The sequence below is a fragment of the Tolypothrix sp. PCC 7601 genome (assembly GCF_025677855.1).
Lineage (GTDB): Bacteria > Cyanobacteriota > Cyanobacteriia > Cyanobacteriales > Nostocaceae > Aulosira > Aulosira diplosiphon.
The window spans coordinates 7,644,031-7,659,083 of the sequence record NZ_CP064879.1 but is presented as its reverse complement, the minus strand read 5'-3'; the positions used below and the strand labels follow the sequence as shown (position 1 = coordinate 7,659,083).

Annotated in this window: 15 protein-coding genes; 6 read left to right on the top strand and 9 right to left on the bottom strand. The window is 40.9% G+C overall.

From position 1 onward, the window contains the following. The first annotated feature begins 5 nt into the window (after window positions 1-5). Window positions 6-1,142, top strand: coding sequence for a SpoIIE family protein phosphatase (locus HG267_RS31030; RefSeq protein WP_045870788.1), 1,137 nt, complete (start codon window positions 6-8; stop codon window positions 1,140-1,142). On the opposite strand, the gene HG267_RS31025 is transcribed toward HG267_RS31030, so the two are convergent. From HG267_RS31025 to HG267_RS31005, 5 genes are all read right to left on the bottom strand, one after another. After that, window positions 1,139-1,468, bottom strand: a complete 330-nt coding sequence (locus tag HG267_RS31025; RefSeq protein ID WP_081584031.1) for an STAS domain-containing protein — start codon at window positions 1,466-1,468, stop codon at window positions 1,139-1,141. The two genes, HG267_RS31030 and HG267_RS31025, sit on opposite strands and share 4 nt — an antisense overlap. 427 nt (window positions 1,469-1,895) lie before the next feature. Further along, the gene (grpE, locus tag HG267_RS31020) at window positions 1,896-2,588 is read right to left on the bottom strand and encodes a nucleotide exchange factor GrpE (protein WP_045870786.1); all 693 of its coding nucleotides are present in this window, start codon (window positions 2,586-2,588) and stop codon (window positions 1,896-1,898) included. A 6-nt stretch (window positions 2,589-2,594) separates the two neighbouring features. Then, entirely contained in the window at window positions 2,595-2,804 is a 210-nt protein-coding gene (locus HG267_RS31015) for a hypothetical protein (protein ID WP_045870785.1), read from the bottom strand. Then, window positions 2,774-3,259, bottom strand: coding sequence for a Dps family protein (locus HG267_RS31010; protein ID WP_045870784.1), 486 nt, complete (start codon window positions 3,257-3,259; stop codon window positions 2,774-2,776). Before HG267_RS31010 ends, HG267_RS31015 begins: the two co-directional genes overlap by 31 nt. 78 nt (window positions 3,260-3,337) lie before the next feature. Beyond that, window positions 3,338-3,601 carry a ParB N-terminal domain-containing protein gene (locus HG267_RS31005; RefSeq protein ID WP_045870783.1) on the bottom strand — a complete coding sequence of 88 codons (264 nt, stop codon included), beginning with the start codon at window positions 3,599-3,601 and terminating at the stop codon, window positions 3,338-3,340. 111 nt (window positions 3,602-3,712) lie between these two features. Between HG267_RS31005 and HG267_RS31000 the strand changes: the two genes are divergently transcribed. Next, window positions 3,713-5,383 carry a SpoIID/LytB domain-containing protein gene (locus HG267_RS31000; RefSeq protein WP_045870973.1) on the top strand — a complete coding sequence of 557 codons (1,671 nt, stop codon included), beginning with the start codon at window positions 3,713-3,715 and terminating at the stop codon, window positions 5,381-5,383. A gap of 152 nt (window positions 5,384-5,535) precedes the next feature. On the opposite strand, the gene HG267_RS30995 is transcribed toward HG267_RS31000, so the two are convergent. Together HG267_RS30995 and HG267_RS30990 are read right to left on the bottom strand one after the other, a co-directional pair. Beyond that, window positions 5,536-5,835, bottom strand: coding sequence for a ferredoxin (locus HG267_RS30995; protein ID WP_045870782.1), 300 nt, complete (start codon window positions 5,833-5,835; stop codon window positions 5,536-5,538). Window positions 5,836-6,099: 264 nt separating this feature from the next. Further along, entirely contained in the window at window positions 6,100-6,360 is a 261-nt protein-coding gene (locus tag HG267_RS30990) for a hypothetical protein (protein WP_155539279.1), read from the bottom strand. Between the two features lie 354 nt (window positions 6,361-6,714). Here HG267_RS30990 and HG267_RS30985 point away from each other — a divergent pair, with 354 nt between their 5' ends. Then, window positions 6,715-7,719, top strand: a complete 1,005-nt coding sequence (locus tag HG267_RS30985) for a Gfo/Idh/MocA family protein (protein WP_045870780.1) — start codon at window positions 6,715-6,717, stop codon at window positions 7,717-7,719. Window positions 7,720-7,736: 17 nt separating this feature from the next. Beyond that, window positions 7,737-8,498: a type I methionyl aminopeptidase gene (gene map, locus HG267_RS30980; RefSeq protein ID WP_045870779.1), complete on the top strand. Its 762-nt coding sequence runs from the start codon at window positions 7,737-7,739 to the stop codon at window positions 8,496-8,498. A gap of 499 nt (window positions 8,499-8,997) precedes the next feature. Here the strand turns inward: map and HG267_RS30975 are convergent, their stop codons facing one another. Both HG267_RS30975 and HG267_RS30970 read right to left on the bottom strand, forming a co-directional pair. Continuing rightward, complete coding sequence (locus tag HG267_RS30975; protein ID WP_045870777.1) at window positions 8,998-10,350, bottom strand: pentapeptide repeat-containing protein; 1,353 nt, start codon at window positions 10,348-10,350, stop codon at window positions 8,998-9,000. Between the two features lie 85 nt (window positions 10,351-10,435). Then, complete coding sequence (locus tag HG267_RS30970) at window positions 10,436-10,804, bottom strand: hypothetical protein (RefSeq protein ID WP_045870776.1); 369 nt, start codon at window positions 10,802-10,804, stop codon at window positions 10,436-10,438. Between the two features lie 721 nt (window positions 10,805-11,525). On the opposite strand from HG267_RS30970, the gene HG267_RS30965 reads away from it, so the two are divergent. Continuing rightward, window positions 11,526-12,857, top strand: a complete 1,332-nt coding sequence (locus HG267_RS30965; protein ID WP_045870775.1) for an AAA family ATPase — start codon at window positions 11,526-11,528, stop codon at window positions 12,855-12,857. 272 nt (window positions 12,858-13,129) lie between these two features. Further along, window positions 13,130-15,016 carry a tetratricopeptide repeat protein gene (locus HG267_RS30960; RefSeq protein ID WP_096621770.1) on the top strand — a complete coding sequence of 629 codons (1,887 nt, stop codon included), beginning with the start codon at window positions 13,130-13,132 and terminating at the stop codon, window positions 15,014-15,016. Window positions 15,017-15,053: the final 37 nt, after the last annotated feature.

Below are 15,053 nucleotides of genomic sequence, written 5' to 3'. Positions count from 1 at the left end.
TGTTTATGTTTAAAATACTAGTAATTGACGATGACTATTCAATAGTAACCTTCCTCAAAAGAATGTTACAAAAGCAAGGGTATGAGGTAGTCACGGCTAGTAATGGTGAGGAAGGAATTACCAAAGTACTAACTTTTCATCCGGCATTAATTATTTGTGATTGGATTATGCCCGGGTTGAATGGTTTAGAAGTATGCCATCGAATTAAAACAGATCCCAAGCTATCTACTATCTTTTTTATTCTCTTAACTTCCTTAGATTCAGTTGCCGATCGCGTCAAGGGTTTGGATGCTGGAGCCGATGATTTTATCTCTAAACCTATTGAGCAATATGAATTACTAGCAAGGGTAAGAGCCGGATTACGATTACATATATTGAGTCGCGATTTGCAAACTCAAAAGCAGTTACTAGAAGCAGAGTTAGCAGAAGCAGCAGAATATGTGCGATCGCTTCTACCGCTACCACTAACGGAACCACTCAGTATTAATTCCCGCTTCATTCCTTCACGACAACTCGGCGGTGATTGTTTTGATTACTACTGGCTTGACTCTGAGTCTTTAGCAATTTACCTATTAGATACAGCCGGACATGGATTGAAAGCTACCCTCCCCTCAATTTCTGTACTCAATTTGCTGCGATCGCGCGCTCTTGGTAACCTGAATTACTACCAACCCAGCCATGTACTTAAAGCGCTCAATGAGACGTTCCAAATCAATGAGCAAAACGATAAATACTTTACTATTTGGTATGGAGTATACAACAGAGTTAAGCGACAGTTAATTTATGCAACTGCTGGACATCCACCAGCAATATTAGTATCTGGTAAATCTGTAAAGAATACTGAAGTTCAACTTTTGAGAACCCCTGGTATGCCAATTGGAATGTTTCCCGAGGCAAAATATATTGATGGGTTTTGCAATGTTGAAGCCTACAGTAATCTTTATATTTTTAGTGATGGTGCTTACGAAATTACTAAACCAGATGGTAAACTTTGGAGTTTAGATGCATTTATTCAGCTCATTATTAGCTTACGCAATAATGTTGAATCTCCTCTTGGAGAATTATTAAATTACCTCATGGCTTTGCATTCCCAAGAATCTTTTGAGGATGATTTATCTATTATTGAAGTAAATTTTGATTAATTTTTAGCCAGTAAAGTTTGATGAAATTCAGCCTGATTAGGAAAGATTTCAAACACTTGATCCATACTTGTCAATTCAAATAATATTCTTACTTGTTCATTAAGCGAGCAAATAGCAAGCTTGCTATCTGAGGCTCTCAGGGTTTTAAAAGCTAATACTAAAGTGCCTAAACCAGAACTATCCATAAATGTGACATCTTGAAAATCAACTAATATTGTTTTTGCACCCTTTTCTATTAATTGATTAAGACTTTGGCGCAAATCTTGAGATGTTGCTGAGTTAATAACACCACTAAGTTTAACCACTTCTACACCTGGTTTAAGCATGATATTTTTATCCTTGATTTTTGTAAAGAAAAGCATTTGTTATTGTATATTATTATATAATTTTAAGTCATTTCATAACCTTTAAGACTGATTAATGGCTATCAATTATCAATGATGGCTATCAGTAAAATCTGAATCTATAACTACAAATTATCAAAAAAACAATAACTACTCGTCATGAGCTGCATACAACACCCCCCAAATCTTAGCAGCCGGGGTCAAGGGTAGATTGTTTCTATATTTTATATTTCCCAAAATTAGCAATTTATTTCATAGGTTATCTGAAATTTTACAGATCTACTTGCTTGATTCTCTATCAAATAATCTAGTTTCATGCAGTTAAAGAAAAATATACTAAGGTAAAACTTAAGTTAACCTATTGTTAACCTTTTGCCCATAGCTAACAGACTCAGCTAATATTCTCTTGTCAAATAGGGCTAACTTTCGCCCTATATAACAGCTTTTCACCTTGTCGGTAACCAATGTAACGCACCTTGACTAGTTCACCAGCTTGTGAACTACCATCCATTAATTGGTGCCACTGAGGATCGTAAGGTACTTCTTCATCTACAGATGCGATCGCTTCTATTCCCCAAAGTTGTAATAATTTTTCTAATGGCTTTTGCACCAATGGTACAACTTTAATGGCTGCTAGCTGCTGATTCTCCTTTGCTTTCTGTGCTGCTGTCGGCCATTGCAGTAGCAAAGGTTCCAAGATTTGCAAACTCGTCTGCTGAAACTCTTGCTGCAATAACTCTCGCTGCTGTAATAGCGCTAGTTGCGATCGCTCATATTCTCTTCTTAAATTGTCATTTTCTTGTAATAAATTTTGTTGATTATTTTTCAGTGCTGAGTGCTGAGTGCTGAGTGCTGAGTTACTTGTATTTTCTTGTCTCTCACTCGTAACGGAAAAATTAGTAACTATTTCATTTAATGTTATCTGTAGCGTATGCGACAATTTAAGCAATATATCTACTCGCATCTGCTTTACCTTTCCCTGACGCAGTCGCAAAATTTGGCGCTCTGACACACCAGCAGTACGACTCAGCTCTTTAAAACTGGAAATACCCATTTGTTGCATTAACTTCTGCAACAAATGGGTGAAATTATTATTTGGCATTTGGTATTAGGTGTTGGGTGTTTGGTGTTGGATAATTGGTAGTGGGTAATGGGTAATTGGTAATAGAAATTTCTTCCTCATCCCCCTCATCCCCCTCATCCCCCTCATCTCCCTCATCTCCCTCATCCCCCTCATCTCCCTCATCCCCCTCATCTCCCTCATCCCCAATCCCCAGTCCCCAGTCCCTATTCTTCCAACAAACTTCTCAGCATCCAAGCTGTCTTCTCATGCACCTGCATCCGTTGCGTTAGCAAATCGGCGGTGGGTTCGTCGTTGACTTCATCAACTACAGGAAAGACAGAACGTGCAGTTCTGACTACGGCTTCTTGTCCTGCTACTAAGAGGCGAATCATTTCTGTAGCTTTAGGAACTCCAGGAGTTTCAGGAATTGAACTAAGTTTTACATATTCACTGTATGTTCCAGGTGCGGGGTAGCCAAGCGCTCTGATGCGTTCGGCAATTAAATCAACTGCTAGGGCTAATTCTGTATACTGGGTTTCAAACATTAGGTGCAAGGTTTGGAACATTGGCCCAGTTACATTCCAATGGAAATTATGCGTTTTGAGATACAGGGTGTAGGTATCAGCCAACAGTCGAGACAATCCCTCAGCGATTTTAGCTCTACTAGCATCATCAATACCAATATTTAGAGTTTCTGGTTTAGATGGCATAATTTTCTCCTAATCGGTTATTAAATTTATTTGTCTGTTGTCCCTTGCTGCTTTTTTTGATTACCCATTGACATTGAATCATGCTAAGTGCATCTTGAGAACGCTACGGGGAGCTTTACGGACTCTAGCTAAGATTGTTTCTTTACCTAGACGCTGGCAAGCTTCATACCGATGGCAACCTGAAAAGCCATAATAGAGTCCTTCTACTTCAAGGACATCAATAGGTTCTTGTTGTCCGATCGCAGCAATCGATTCCATTAAGGCTTGTACTTTGTGCGGATCGTTTGTCCGGGGCAACGGCCGCTTTATCTGGTTGAGTGGAATTTCTTGGATTTTAACCATAAGGGTTTGTCTAACTAAATTCCCTTCTGTGACTATATATAAATCATAGTCGTTATGACTTCGTTTTGCAACCTTTGGGGCAAAACTGGTAATGGTATTATTGGAGCAATCATGCGACAAAACCAATTCGTTACAAAGCAACGAGCAAACCTGCCCCAACGCCGCACAGCGAGGGATAATCAGCTTTCTCATAAGATTTTGTACTGGCATTTTCCCCGGACTCTACTGATAGGATTTTGCCTATTAGGGCTAACTGCGGCATCTGGCTCTGAGAGTAGAAGCAAGGATGTAGTATTAAAAATTGGGATTGTGCAAAGGTTTGGAGAGGAACCTACAGCCAAGCTGCAATTAGAACCAAGTAAAGGCGATCGCTTAAAGCTGAGATTTAAGACAGGTAACCGGGAGCAAACTTTAGTTACCCAGAACCCTGTCAAGCTAGAAATAGCAATGCAAGCTTTACCCCAAGCAGCAGTTGATGAGGTAGTAGTTTTAGGAACCTTCCGTACCTTTGAAACGGCTGAAGATAGCGCTCAAAAATGGCGCGCGCAGGGGATAGAGGTAGAAATAGCCCAGCCGGAACGCTGGCAAGTTTGGGCAAAACGGGATGTTTACAACACTCCCTTACTGCGAAGGTTGCTATTGCAGAGCTTGCAAGCTTCCGATCAGAATAATCTGATCTACCTGGATACCAAAGTTTCACAAAAAACGCCGTTAGTGAGTTGGGTAATCAATGGCAACCGCTACAGCCGGAATTATGTAAAAATAAGCACCGATAAAAATTTAATTCGGGTAAATAAAACTGAAAATCCTGATAAGGCTCGGCTTTATGCTGGGGAGATGAACTTACAGCCTAACGCTTACGGTACGTATACTCTAGTTAATCTAGTACCATTAGAAACTTATTTGCGGGGTGTTGTTCCTAATGAAATTGGTGCGAATGCGCCAAAGGCATCTTTGGAAGCACAAGCGATTCTAGCTCGTACTTATGTTTTAAGGAATTTACGTAGATTTGCGGTTGATAACTACGAATTATGTGCTGATACACACTGCCAAGTTTATTATGGGCTAAATGGCATAGCGCCCAATACAGATAAAGCGATCGCAGCTACTAGGGGTATGGTATTAACTTATCAAAACCAGCTAGTAGATGCCCTCTATTCCTCTACCACAGGCGGCGTGACTGCTTCTTTCAGCGATATTTGGAACGGTGAAGATCGTCCTTATCTCAAGCCAGTAGTTGATGCTTCTTTGAATATCTGGGATTTATCTAAACAGAATTTAGCAGATGAAAATAACTTTCAGAAATTTATTAGTCTCGACAAAGGATTTAATGAAAGCGAGTGGGATCTATTTCGTTGGCGCAAAGAAAGCAGCATAGAAGATATTACTAAGGACTTGCAGAAATTTTTGCGTGTGAAAAAAAGCCCCTACAGTAAATTGAAAACTATTCAAGCCATGTCTGTAGTCAAGCGTTCTGCTAGCGGACGCATTCTCGATTTAGCCATCAAATCAGACATTGGTGTCTTCACTTTACATAAAGACGAAGTACGTAGCGCCTTTGCTGCTCCCATTAGCACGCTATTTTATTTACAACCCCTTAATAAAGGCAAACCAAACCTGTGGGGATATGCTTTTGTGGGTGGAGGATTTGGACATGGAGTTGGCTTGAGTCAAACTGGAGCGCAAAACCTAGCTAAGTTAGGTTGGTCAAACCAGAAAATTCTGCAATTCTATTATCCGGGAACGCAAGTCAAACTTCTCAGTGATGAGATTAAACCGTAAAACTGTTGTGGAGTACAGACGCGATTAATCGCGTCTCTGCGACTTTTACCGCCCGAGTATTCATCTAGAGGCTGCGCGTTGGATTGCAGCACTAGATGAATGCAGGAATTAAATCAACCTTTTAACAGATTTGTGATTCAGGCGGCTAATTCTTAGTACAGTTCTTCTTCTTTGTGAGTTTCGATGGTGCAATCAGATGCAGGATAAGCAACACAGGTCAGAACATATCCAGCTTCGATTTGGTCGTCATCTAAGAAAGACTGGTCAGATTGGTCAACTTTACCAGAGACAATTTTACCTGCACAGGTAGAACAAGCACCAGCACGGCAAGAATAGGGTAAGTCAAGACCAGCTTCTTCAGCTGCATCTAGAATATAAGTATCATCAGGAACGTCGATAGTTTGGTTAATGCCTTCAGCTTCGCTGACTAATGTTACTTTGTAAGTTGCCATTTCAGTAATCCTCTCTTTTTGCGAACGGCAGTATAAGTTATCCTAAAGCAAAGGTAGGCAAAGCCCACGGCTGCTCTTATGGGATTAGCCGCATTTAAAATTTGCTTCAATTCTGATACTACGAGAAAAAGAAAAGGATGTAACTGGAAATTGTCCGCGATTAGTAATGAAATTTAGTTATTTAATCCTAATAAGTTTTGCTTATATATTTAATCCCTTATTAAGACTGTTATTAGAAAAAGTTATTGTTACTCTCAACAAAGCTCAATGATTCGATAGCGGGGCATGGGGCATTGGGCATGGGGCATGGGGCATGGGGCATGGGGCATTGGGCATTGGGCATTGGGCATTGGGCATGGGGGAGGCAGTTGCTACAACGTGGGAAACCCACGCAACGCACTGCCTCCTCAAGCTGGGGAACCCCTTCTCTTTCAGAGACGCTAACGCGAACGGCAGTCCACTCGGCGGCATAGCTGCACGTGTGGCTGCACTCACCGTCCAACGCACTGGCTCAACTTTCCGCAAAATCCAAAATCTAAAATTGTTTGACGTGGAGATACTTGGTTTTTTCAGGACTTATACAAAACCTTGCTTTACGTCCAACCAGCAGGATATGGTATCGTTATTTGCGCCGTCTAAAATCTCTGTATGTAATTAGCGTTATAGGCGGAATAACTTTGAAGAGTGCTGAGTTAGAATACCGCCCACAAGGAAGTTTACTCTGATCCTGGGGTTCGGTAGTTCCCCATAACGGAAAACCCGTCTTTTGGGCTACTTCCCTAATTACATGAGTTTGAGTACTTTTTCTGGACTCAGGACTCACTGCTCAGTACTGGCTTTACCCATACAGAAAAACTACAAACAGAACTAGTAACTGTCATGTATAATTCCGAGGCATCTTCAAAAACAGCAAAAGTGCGGGTAGGGCTGGTTGGTACAGGGTATGCGGCAAAGTTTCGCAGTGAGGCTTTGCTGCATGATGCGCGATCGCATCTAGTGGCGATCGCGGGCAATGAATTAGAAAATACCCAAGCCTTCGCGCAACAATACCAGGCGGAAGCTGTGATTTCTTGGGAACAGCTAGTAGAACGAGACGATATTGATTTGGTGATTATTTCCACCATTAACCGCGATCATGGAGCGATCGCGCGTGCTGCCCTCACTCATGGAAAACATGTGATTGTAGAATACCCCTTAGCTTTAGATGTCGTAGAAGCTCAAGAAATTCTCACTTTAGCCAAAGCCCAAAATAAAGTACTCCATGTTGAGCATATTGAAATTTTAGGTGGACTGCATCAAGCTGTCAGGCAACACATAGATAAAGTTGGTCATATCTTTTATGTTCGCTACAGCACAGTTACTCCCTTGCATCCAGCACCCCGCAAATGGACTTATAACCATGAGTTCTTCGGTTTTCCGTTAATGGGTGCGCTTTCTCGATTACATCGCCTCACAGACCTATTTGGTGAAGTCTTCACAGTTAACTGTCATCAACGCTTTTGGCAATTAGAATCTGAGTATTTTCAAACCTGTTTTTGCATTGCACAACTGTGCTTTACTAGTGGATTATTAGCGCAAGTAGTTTATGGCAAAGGCGAAACCCTGTGGCAACAAGAACGCAAGTTTGAAGTTCATGGAGAACAAGGTGGGTTAATTTTTGATGGTGAAAAAGCATCGTTTGTGCAAGCAGGGGAAACAACACCCATAGAAGTTGGCACCCGTCGGGGTTTATTTGCGAAAGACACTACTATGGTCTTAGATCATATTCTTGATGGCACGCCTTTATATGTCACTCCAGAACAGAGCTTATACACCTTGAAAGTTGCTGAAGCTGCTAGACGCGCTGCAGAAACAGGCTTAACTATATTTATGAGAGATATTTAAGACATTAATTAAAGTCTATGAGAACCGAAACAATCGTTATTTTGTCTCAACGTGAAATCGAAAAAATGCGGAAGGCGGGGCATTTAGCAGCCCAGCTTTTACAGCATTTAGAACCAATGGTAAAGCCTGGGGTGAGTACTCAAGAACTCAATGATGAAGCCGAACGCTGGACACAAGCACATGGAGCCAAAAGCGCCCCTCTGGGTTACAAAGGTTTTCCCAAATCTATTTGTACTAGTGTGAATGAGGTGATTTGTCACGGCATTCCTAATGTTAAACAAATTCTCCGGGATGGTGACATTATTAACATTGATGTTACGCCAATTGTTGATGGTTACCACGGCGATACATCGAAGACATTCTTAGTAGGAAATCCTGCACCAAAGACGAAAAAATTGGTGGAGGTAACAGAGGAATGTCTGCGGCGAGGAATTGCGGAAGTTAAACCTGGTGCGCGCATTGGCGATATTGGTGCAGCCATTCAAGAATATGCAGAAGCACAAGGCTTTTCTGTAGTGCGTGATTTTGTGGGACATGGTATTAGTAATGTGTTTCACACTGCACCAGACATTCCCCACTACGGTACAAGGGGCAAAGGTAAAAAGCTGAGAGCAGGGATGGTATTTACAATTGAGCCAATGATTAACGAAGGTACTTGGGAAGTGGAAGTTCTCAGCGATAAGTGGACGGCGGTGACGCGCGATCGCAAACTTTCAGCGCAGTTTGAACATACCTTAGCTGTTACTGAAGATGGTGTGGAGATTCTCACTGCACTTTAGTGAATTGGTAATTGGTAATTGGTAATTGGTAATTGGCAGGTTAGTCATTACCATTGCCAATTGAATTATTGATGCGTCGCGAACATTTTTTGATTTTGTATCACTGATTAAAGAAGCCAGAAGAATTGGGGGATTCTCCCCCAAACCCCCGATTGGGTGACGGTTGCGTCCCCCAAACCCCCTCCAAAATGATTGTTCGGTTTTTTGTTGAATAATACCAATTGGAAAAAAGAATGCAACAGACTGTAGGGGAACGGCACGCTGTGCCATCTAGAATATATTTATGTGTCGCAAACATTATTTGAATTGGTATAATCACCCATTCCACTGCTTATAGTTTTCACAGAAATTAAAATTTATTTCAAGCAGTGGAAGGGGAAAAGGCAATGGTCAAAGGGAAAATTGCAGACAAGTCATCACAAATCCTCTCTACCAATTACCCATTACCAATTACCAATTACCCATTACCAATTACCCATTACCCATTACCAAAATCCTGTCACCGTCCCAACTTATTAGGAATACCTTCACAACCGCCAGGAATTGTACTTCTGGATTTTTCTCCACACCAAGCACAGCAATAATAACGTGCTGATTCAGTCATTCGCTGCACATCTGTGAAATCGGTATTTTCTATAACAGCGCCAGTGTGTTCACCAGTGTGATAATTTGGCGGTTCGGTGCGGCTGCGGGGTGATGCTTTTTCTACTGAACCGTAAAACAGACGCACTCCGTTTAAGTCGGCGTTGCGGAGTTTGGCATCATATAAAATGGTGCGGGAAAGGTTGGCTTTGACTAAATCACAACCGCTGAGGTCGGCGCGGACAAGATTAGCTTCGCTGAGGTCAGTCCAGCGTAAATCTGTACCAGCTAAGTCTGCGCCAGCTAGCATGACACCTAAATCGATGACACGCACACCTTCGAGGCGGTCTTCAGCATATCCGCCAATACCGTTAAGAATAGCTCTTCCCAAACGGCGATCGCGTTTTAGGGGTGTGAGTAATTTAGAACGGGAAAGAAAGCGGAGAATCTTTGCTTTACCGCTACCATCAACACTACTAAAAATTGCGGCTGTGCGTCCTTCTGCAATTGACCTTTCTTGCGGCCAGTCTTCTAATAGTCCTTCTTCATCTAAGACTAAATCGGAAATGCCTTGAAAATATGAATCGATTGTTTGCTGCTGAGTGATGATATTTTGTTGCACTGTCAGCAGGTTTTGCTGAATAGTTAAGTCTTTGGAAATGACGTATTGTCGCCAAGCGACGTAAACAGCAATGATGGCGATCAGAATTTGTCCTAAAGCGCCGAACCATTCCGCCAAAGTCCCCGACGCTTCCCAATTAATTTTGCGTCCCGTAGCTAATAAGCGATCGCCTAAACCCGAAAATCTCACCAAGCCAATGAGCGCTACAATTAGTCCGATAAACGCAATGAACAGGGTTCTATCTTGGGGTGTAAACCACTGTTTGAGGAGATTTTGCACCCAAGGCCAGAGCATCGCCAGGGATAATATTAAAGTGACCAGCGTTCCGAAAGCACCAATAAACCAGTTATTCAGGATTAATCCCAGAATAGTAATTGTGATCGCTAATAAAGTAAGTACTAATGCTCTAGTTTTGACAGAAAATTGATTGCTTTTAGCTGGCTGGAAAAAAGAACGAGCTTGTTTGAGTGCTGCGGTATTTTGTGGCGATTGCAAAGCAGAAATTGCAGCCAAAGCCTGTTGTGTAGCCAATCCTTCTGGTGTCAGGTGATGCTCACCTGTACCACCATCAAAATCATCTGGTTGCAAATCATCTTCTGAGAAAGGTTCTGGGGTTGTGATGTCGGAAGAGTTGGAATCATTCGTCATTCTTTCTATTTTGCCCCACCATACTCAGTTCAACGATGCGCGTCTAGACAAATATTTTCTCGTTAAGGCTGTCAAGGGTCAAGAGTCAAGAGTCAAAAACTACACCCGTGAGTTGATTAACGAATACTATAGAATCGCAAACGAGGTTATTTTGTTCGTCAGCGAGGTTATTTTGCTCGTTAACGAGGTTATTTTGTTCGTCAGCGAGGATATTTTGCTCGTCAGCGAGGCTTTTTTGCTCGTCAGCGAGGATATTTTGTTCGTCAATGAGGCTTTTTTGCTCGTCAGCGAGGTTATTTTGCTCGTCAATGAGGCTTTTTTGCTCGTCAACGAGGTTATTTTGCTCGTTAACGAGGCTTTTTTGCTCGTCAACGAGGCTTTTTTGCTCGTCAACGAGGTTATTTTGCCCGTCAACGAGGCTTTGAGCTTCATTAGACTTCTTGCAAGAATACAAAACTTACCCTCATCCCCCAGCCCCTTCTCCCTCAGGGAGAAGGGGAGCCGATATCAAAGTCCCTCTCCCTCAGGGAGAGGGATTTAGGGTGAGGGCAAAGATCATTGGTGTCAACTTAACGTGAAACCCGCTTGGTTGAAAGGTTTTGCCCTCACCCCCAGCCCCTCTCCCTCAGGGCTATGGTGTACACACAAGTCGTGAAATTCCACCTGAAGCTTGGTTTTGCCCTTTAACTCTGGGCTGTTGGAACGCTCCCGAAGCCTGTCCGCAGCGAGGAGGAACGACGAAGCAATCGCAAAAACTACGGGATTATGCGATTACTTCGCTCCGCTATCGCTGCGCTCGTAATGACAATTTAAGGGGTCTATAACGCCTGAAACCCTTACAGCTACCACTTGTGTGTACACCGTAGCTCCCTCAGGGAGAGGGGAGCAAGAGATTCAATTCCCCTTCTCCCTCAGGGAGAAGGGGTTAGGGGATGAGGGCGCGAGGTATTTGTACAACGCCCGCCTCATACCGCTTTTAGCTTAAGTTGACACCAATGGGCAAAGATTCATGCAAGAGGTCTATTTTCAAAGTAAGGTGCGTTACGCCGTAGGCTAACGCACCGAAAATTCTCATGTTACTTGAAGTTAAAACAATCACATACCCAATAATTCCATTGTCTACCTAGATCTGAAAGTTTGCGATAATATGGCGCTAAAATCAGCAACTCAGATTTATGACGCAGGATTTTGCATTATTAAAGCGGATATACAATGCTTTTGACCCATTTCGCCCCTTACCCGCAGGAGATCCGGCTTATGTTGATTGTACAGAAGTGCGGGGAGATGGGGACATATTAGTAGAAGTCGGCAGAGAGATTTTATATTCAGATAGAATGACCTCGCAACTGTATGCAGGTCATCGCGGTGCGGGGAAATCTACAGAATTGCTGCGGTTACAAAAATATTTAGATGAGCAAGGTTGCTTTGTAGTTTATTTTGCCGCCGATGAGCAAGATATTGATCCAGAAGATGCCCAATATACTGATATTCTTTTAGCTTGTACCCGCCACTTACTAGAAGCATTAAAAGATAGCACTTCTCCAGCTAGTTTGTTGAACTGGTTAAGCGAGCGTTGGCAAGATTTAAAAGATTTAGCATTAACTGAAGTTTCCTTACAAAGCTTAAGTATAGAAGGACAAATTTCTCAATTTGCCAAATTAACAGCAAACTTGCGAACAGAACCCACTCAACGCCAAAAAATTCGCGAGCGAGTCAACCCGCATACAATTACTTTGATTGCTGCTTTAAATGAATTTATTCAAGATGCTAAAAAGCACTTACCTACAGGATATTCTCAACTTGTATTAATTGCTGATAACTTAGACCGGATTGTACCCATACCTCAAGAAGATGGACGCAGCAATCACGACCAAATTTTTATCGACCGTAGTGAGCAACTGCAAGCTTTAGACTGTCATTTGCTGTACACAATACCCATTTCTTTGCTGTATTCTAATCGCGCCGCAGACCTAGCGAATATTTATGGTAATACTCAAGTATTGCCGATGATTATGGTGCAAACACCAGATAATCAACCATATCAACGGGGAATTAATAAAGTTACAGAAATCCTGCAAAAGCGTCTTAGTTTAATCGACCCAAGTTTATCTATTGTCGATATGTTTGAGCAGCGAGAAGCTTTAGAAAGACTATGCTTGATGAGTGGAGGTCACGTGCGAAATTTATTATTATTAATGAAGGAGGCGATTAAATACACTAACAGCCTACCCATTCCTACCAGAGCCTTACAGCGCTCATTTAGCGAGTTACGAAATACTTACCGAAATACAGTTTTTGCTAATGAATGGGAAGCGCTAGCAAATGTATATCATTCTAAAGAAATAGAAAACGATCCATTGTATCGAGGTTTATTATTTAATCGCTGTATTTTAGAATATCGTTATTTAAATGGAGATGGAGAAAGTCAAGTTTGGTATGATATTCATCCTCTCGTCAAAGGAATTAAGGAATTCCAAGATACATTTAATCGATTTTATCCGGCATAGAAATAAATAACAGTGTCATTGGTTAACATGAGGAGCATTTTAAATGTGTAATAACATGATTTGTCATTGCGAGCGTAACGTAGTGGAGCGAAGCAATCGCCAAGTAAGGGTGTTGCGATTGCTTCATTACGCTACGCTTCATTCGCAATGACTATTAATAATACTTTCAACAAAATGCAAAAAGCTATTACTAGCTGCAAGATCCCCGACTTCTTCAAGAAGTCGGGGATCTGACCCCTCGTAACTTTATAAGGCATGACAAAGCTAAGATTATGGCATTAGATCTGACGGATTGGGATAGGGATTTACCCTCAGAAGGAGAGGAAGAATATCAAGCCTTAGTCCGTACTCTTAATTTTACAGAAGGTTTTGGCTTATTATTTGTCCGTTGCTCTCCGGCTGAAGGTGAGCAGTTAATTATTAAAGTCAAAGAAGATATTACTAATAAAAATATTGAAGTTCTACGACTTGAGCAAGCCGTCGATAATTTATATGAAATAATTGATAATTTAGATAATAAAGAAAAAATAAATATTTTATTTATTACAGGGTTAGAGCATTCATTTTATGAATATGAAGAATGCAAAAGCTTGATGGGTTGGAATAGTAAAGATATTTATTCATATAGTTGGAAGGGCGTACCACCTGTTTTAATTAACCTCAATCAACAGCGAGAACGGTTTAAAGAGAACTTTAATATCTGTTTTGTATTCTTGCTACCGATATTTGCAATTAAATATTTTATTCAACGTGCGCCTGATTTTTTTGATTGGCGTTCAGGCTTGTTTGAATTTCCTATAGATTCAGAAACTTTAGAACAAGAGTCATCACGTATAATGCAGGATGGAGATGAAGAAAAATATCTCAACTTAACCCCAGAAGAAAGAACTCAACAAATCATAGCAATTCAGGCATTAATAGCAGAAGACCATCAAACACCTGACCGTCAATATGATCTATTGATTAAATTGGGAAAATTACATTCTGCTGGAAAGGATTACAAAGAAGCGATTTACACTTACGAAAAAGCATTAGAAATTAAACCTGATACATCCGATACGTGGTATCATCTGGGCAATTCACTAAGAAATTTAGGGCGTAATCAAGAAGCGATTTTTGCATACGACAAAGCAGTGGAAATTAAACCTAATTACCACCACGCTTGGAATAACCGTGGGTATGCGCTACAAAATTTAGGACGCAATCAAGAAGCGATCACTTCTTACAATAAGGCATTGGAAATTAATCCTAATTACTACTATGCTTGGAGCTTTAGAGGGATTGCACTAGATAATCTAGGATGCTATGAAGAAGCAATTGATTCTTATGATCAAGCAGTTGCTATTAAACCTAATGATAACTATGCTTGGTATTTTCGAGGGATTACACTAGGGAACTTAGGACGTTATGAAGAAGCGATCGCGTCTTATGACAAAGCTCTGGAAATTAAACCTGATGATCACTATGCTTGGAACAGTAGGGGGATTGCGCTAGGGAATTTAGGACGTTATGAAGAAGCCATTGCCTCTTATGACAAAGCTCTGGAAATTAAACCTGATGATCACTATGATTGGTACAACCGGGGAATTGCATTAGATGATTTAGGACGGCATGAAGAAGCCATTGCCTCTTATGACAAAGTATTAGAAATAAACCCAGATTATCATAAAGTATGGAAGAAAAGAGGTCGTTCATTAACAAAATTAGGTCGTTATGAAGACGCGAACATTAACTATAACCAAGCTGCCGAGTTTCTAATTGATGATGGTTTTTTTTGGTATTTTAGAGCATATTCATTGTATTACTCTGGTCAATATAAAGAGGCACTTGCAAGCTTTGAAATAGCTATTAATAGTACCATAAATAAATTTGATAATAATTATTCCTGGGTTACACATTATCAACGAATTTTAATTAATTTTACATCTGATCCCTCCTATTTATTCTGGTATGGTAAAGGTATATGTCTTTGGAAATTGCACTTTTATAAGGAAGCTTTGGCTAGCTTTAAAAAAGTTTTCTTTAACTCTTACTTGTATCAAGATTGCTTCAGCATATTTAAAGCTGTATTTAAGGCTATTTACCAGAAAAATTTTGGCTTGAAAGAAGTAAAATATGCTCTTACTGATTTTTTAGAGAAAAGCGGTTTCAAGCATTGATTTAAGGATAGCTTCACTTATACTAAAAACAGTTATT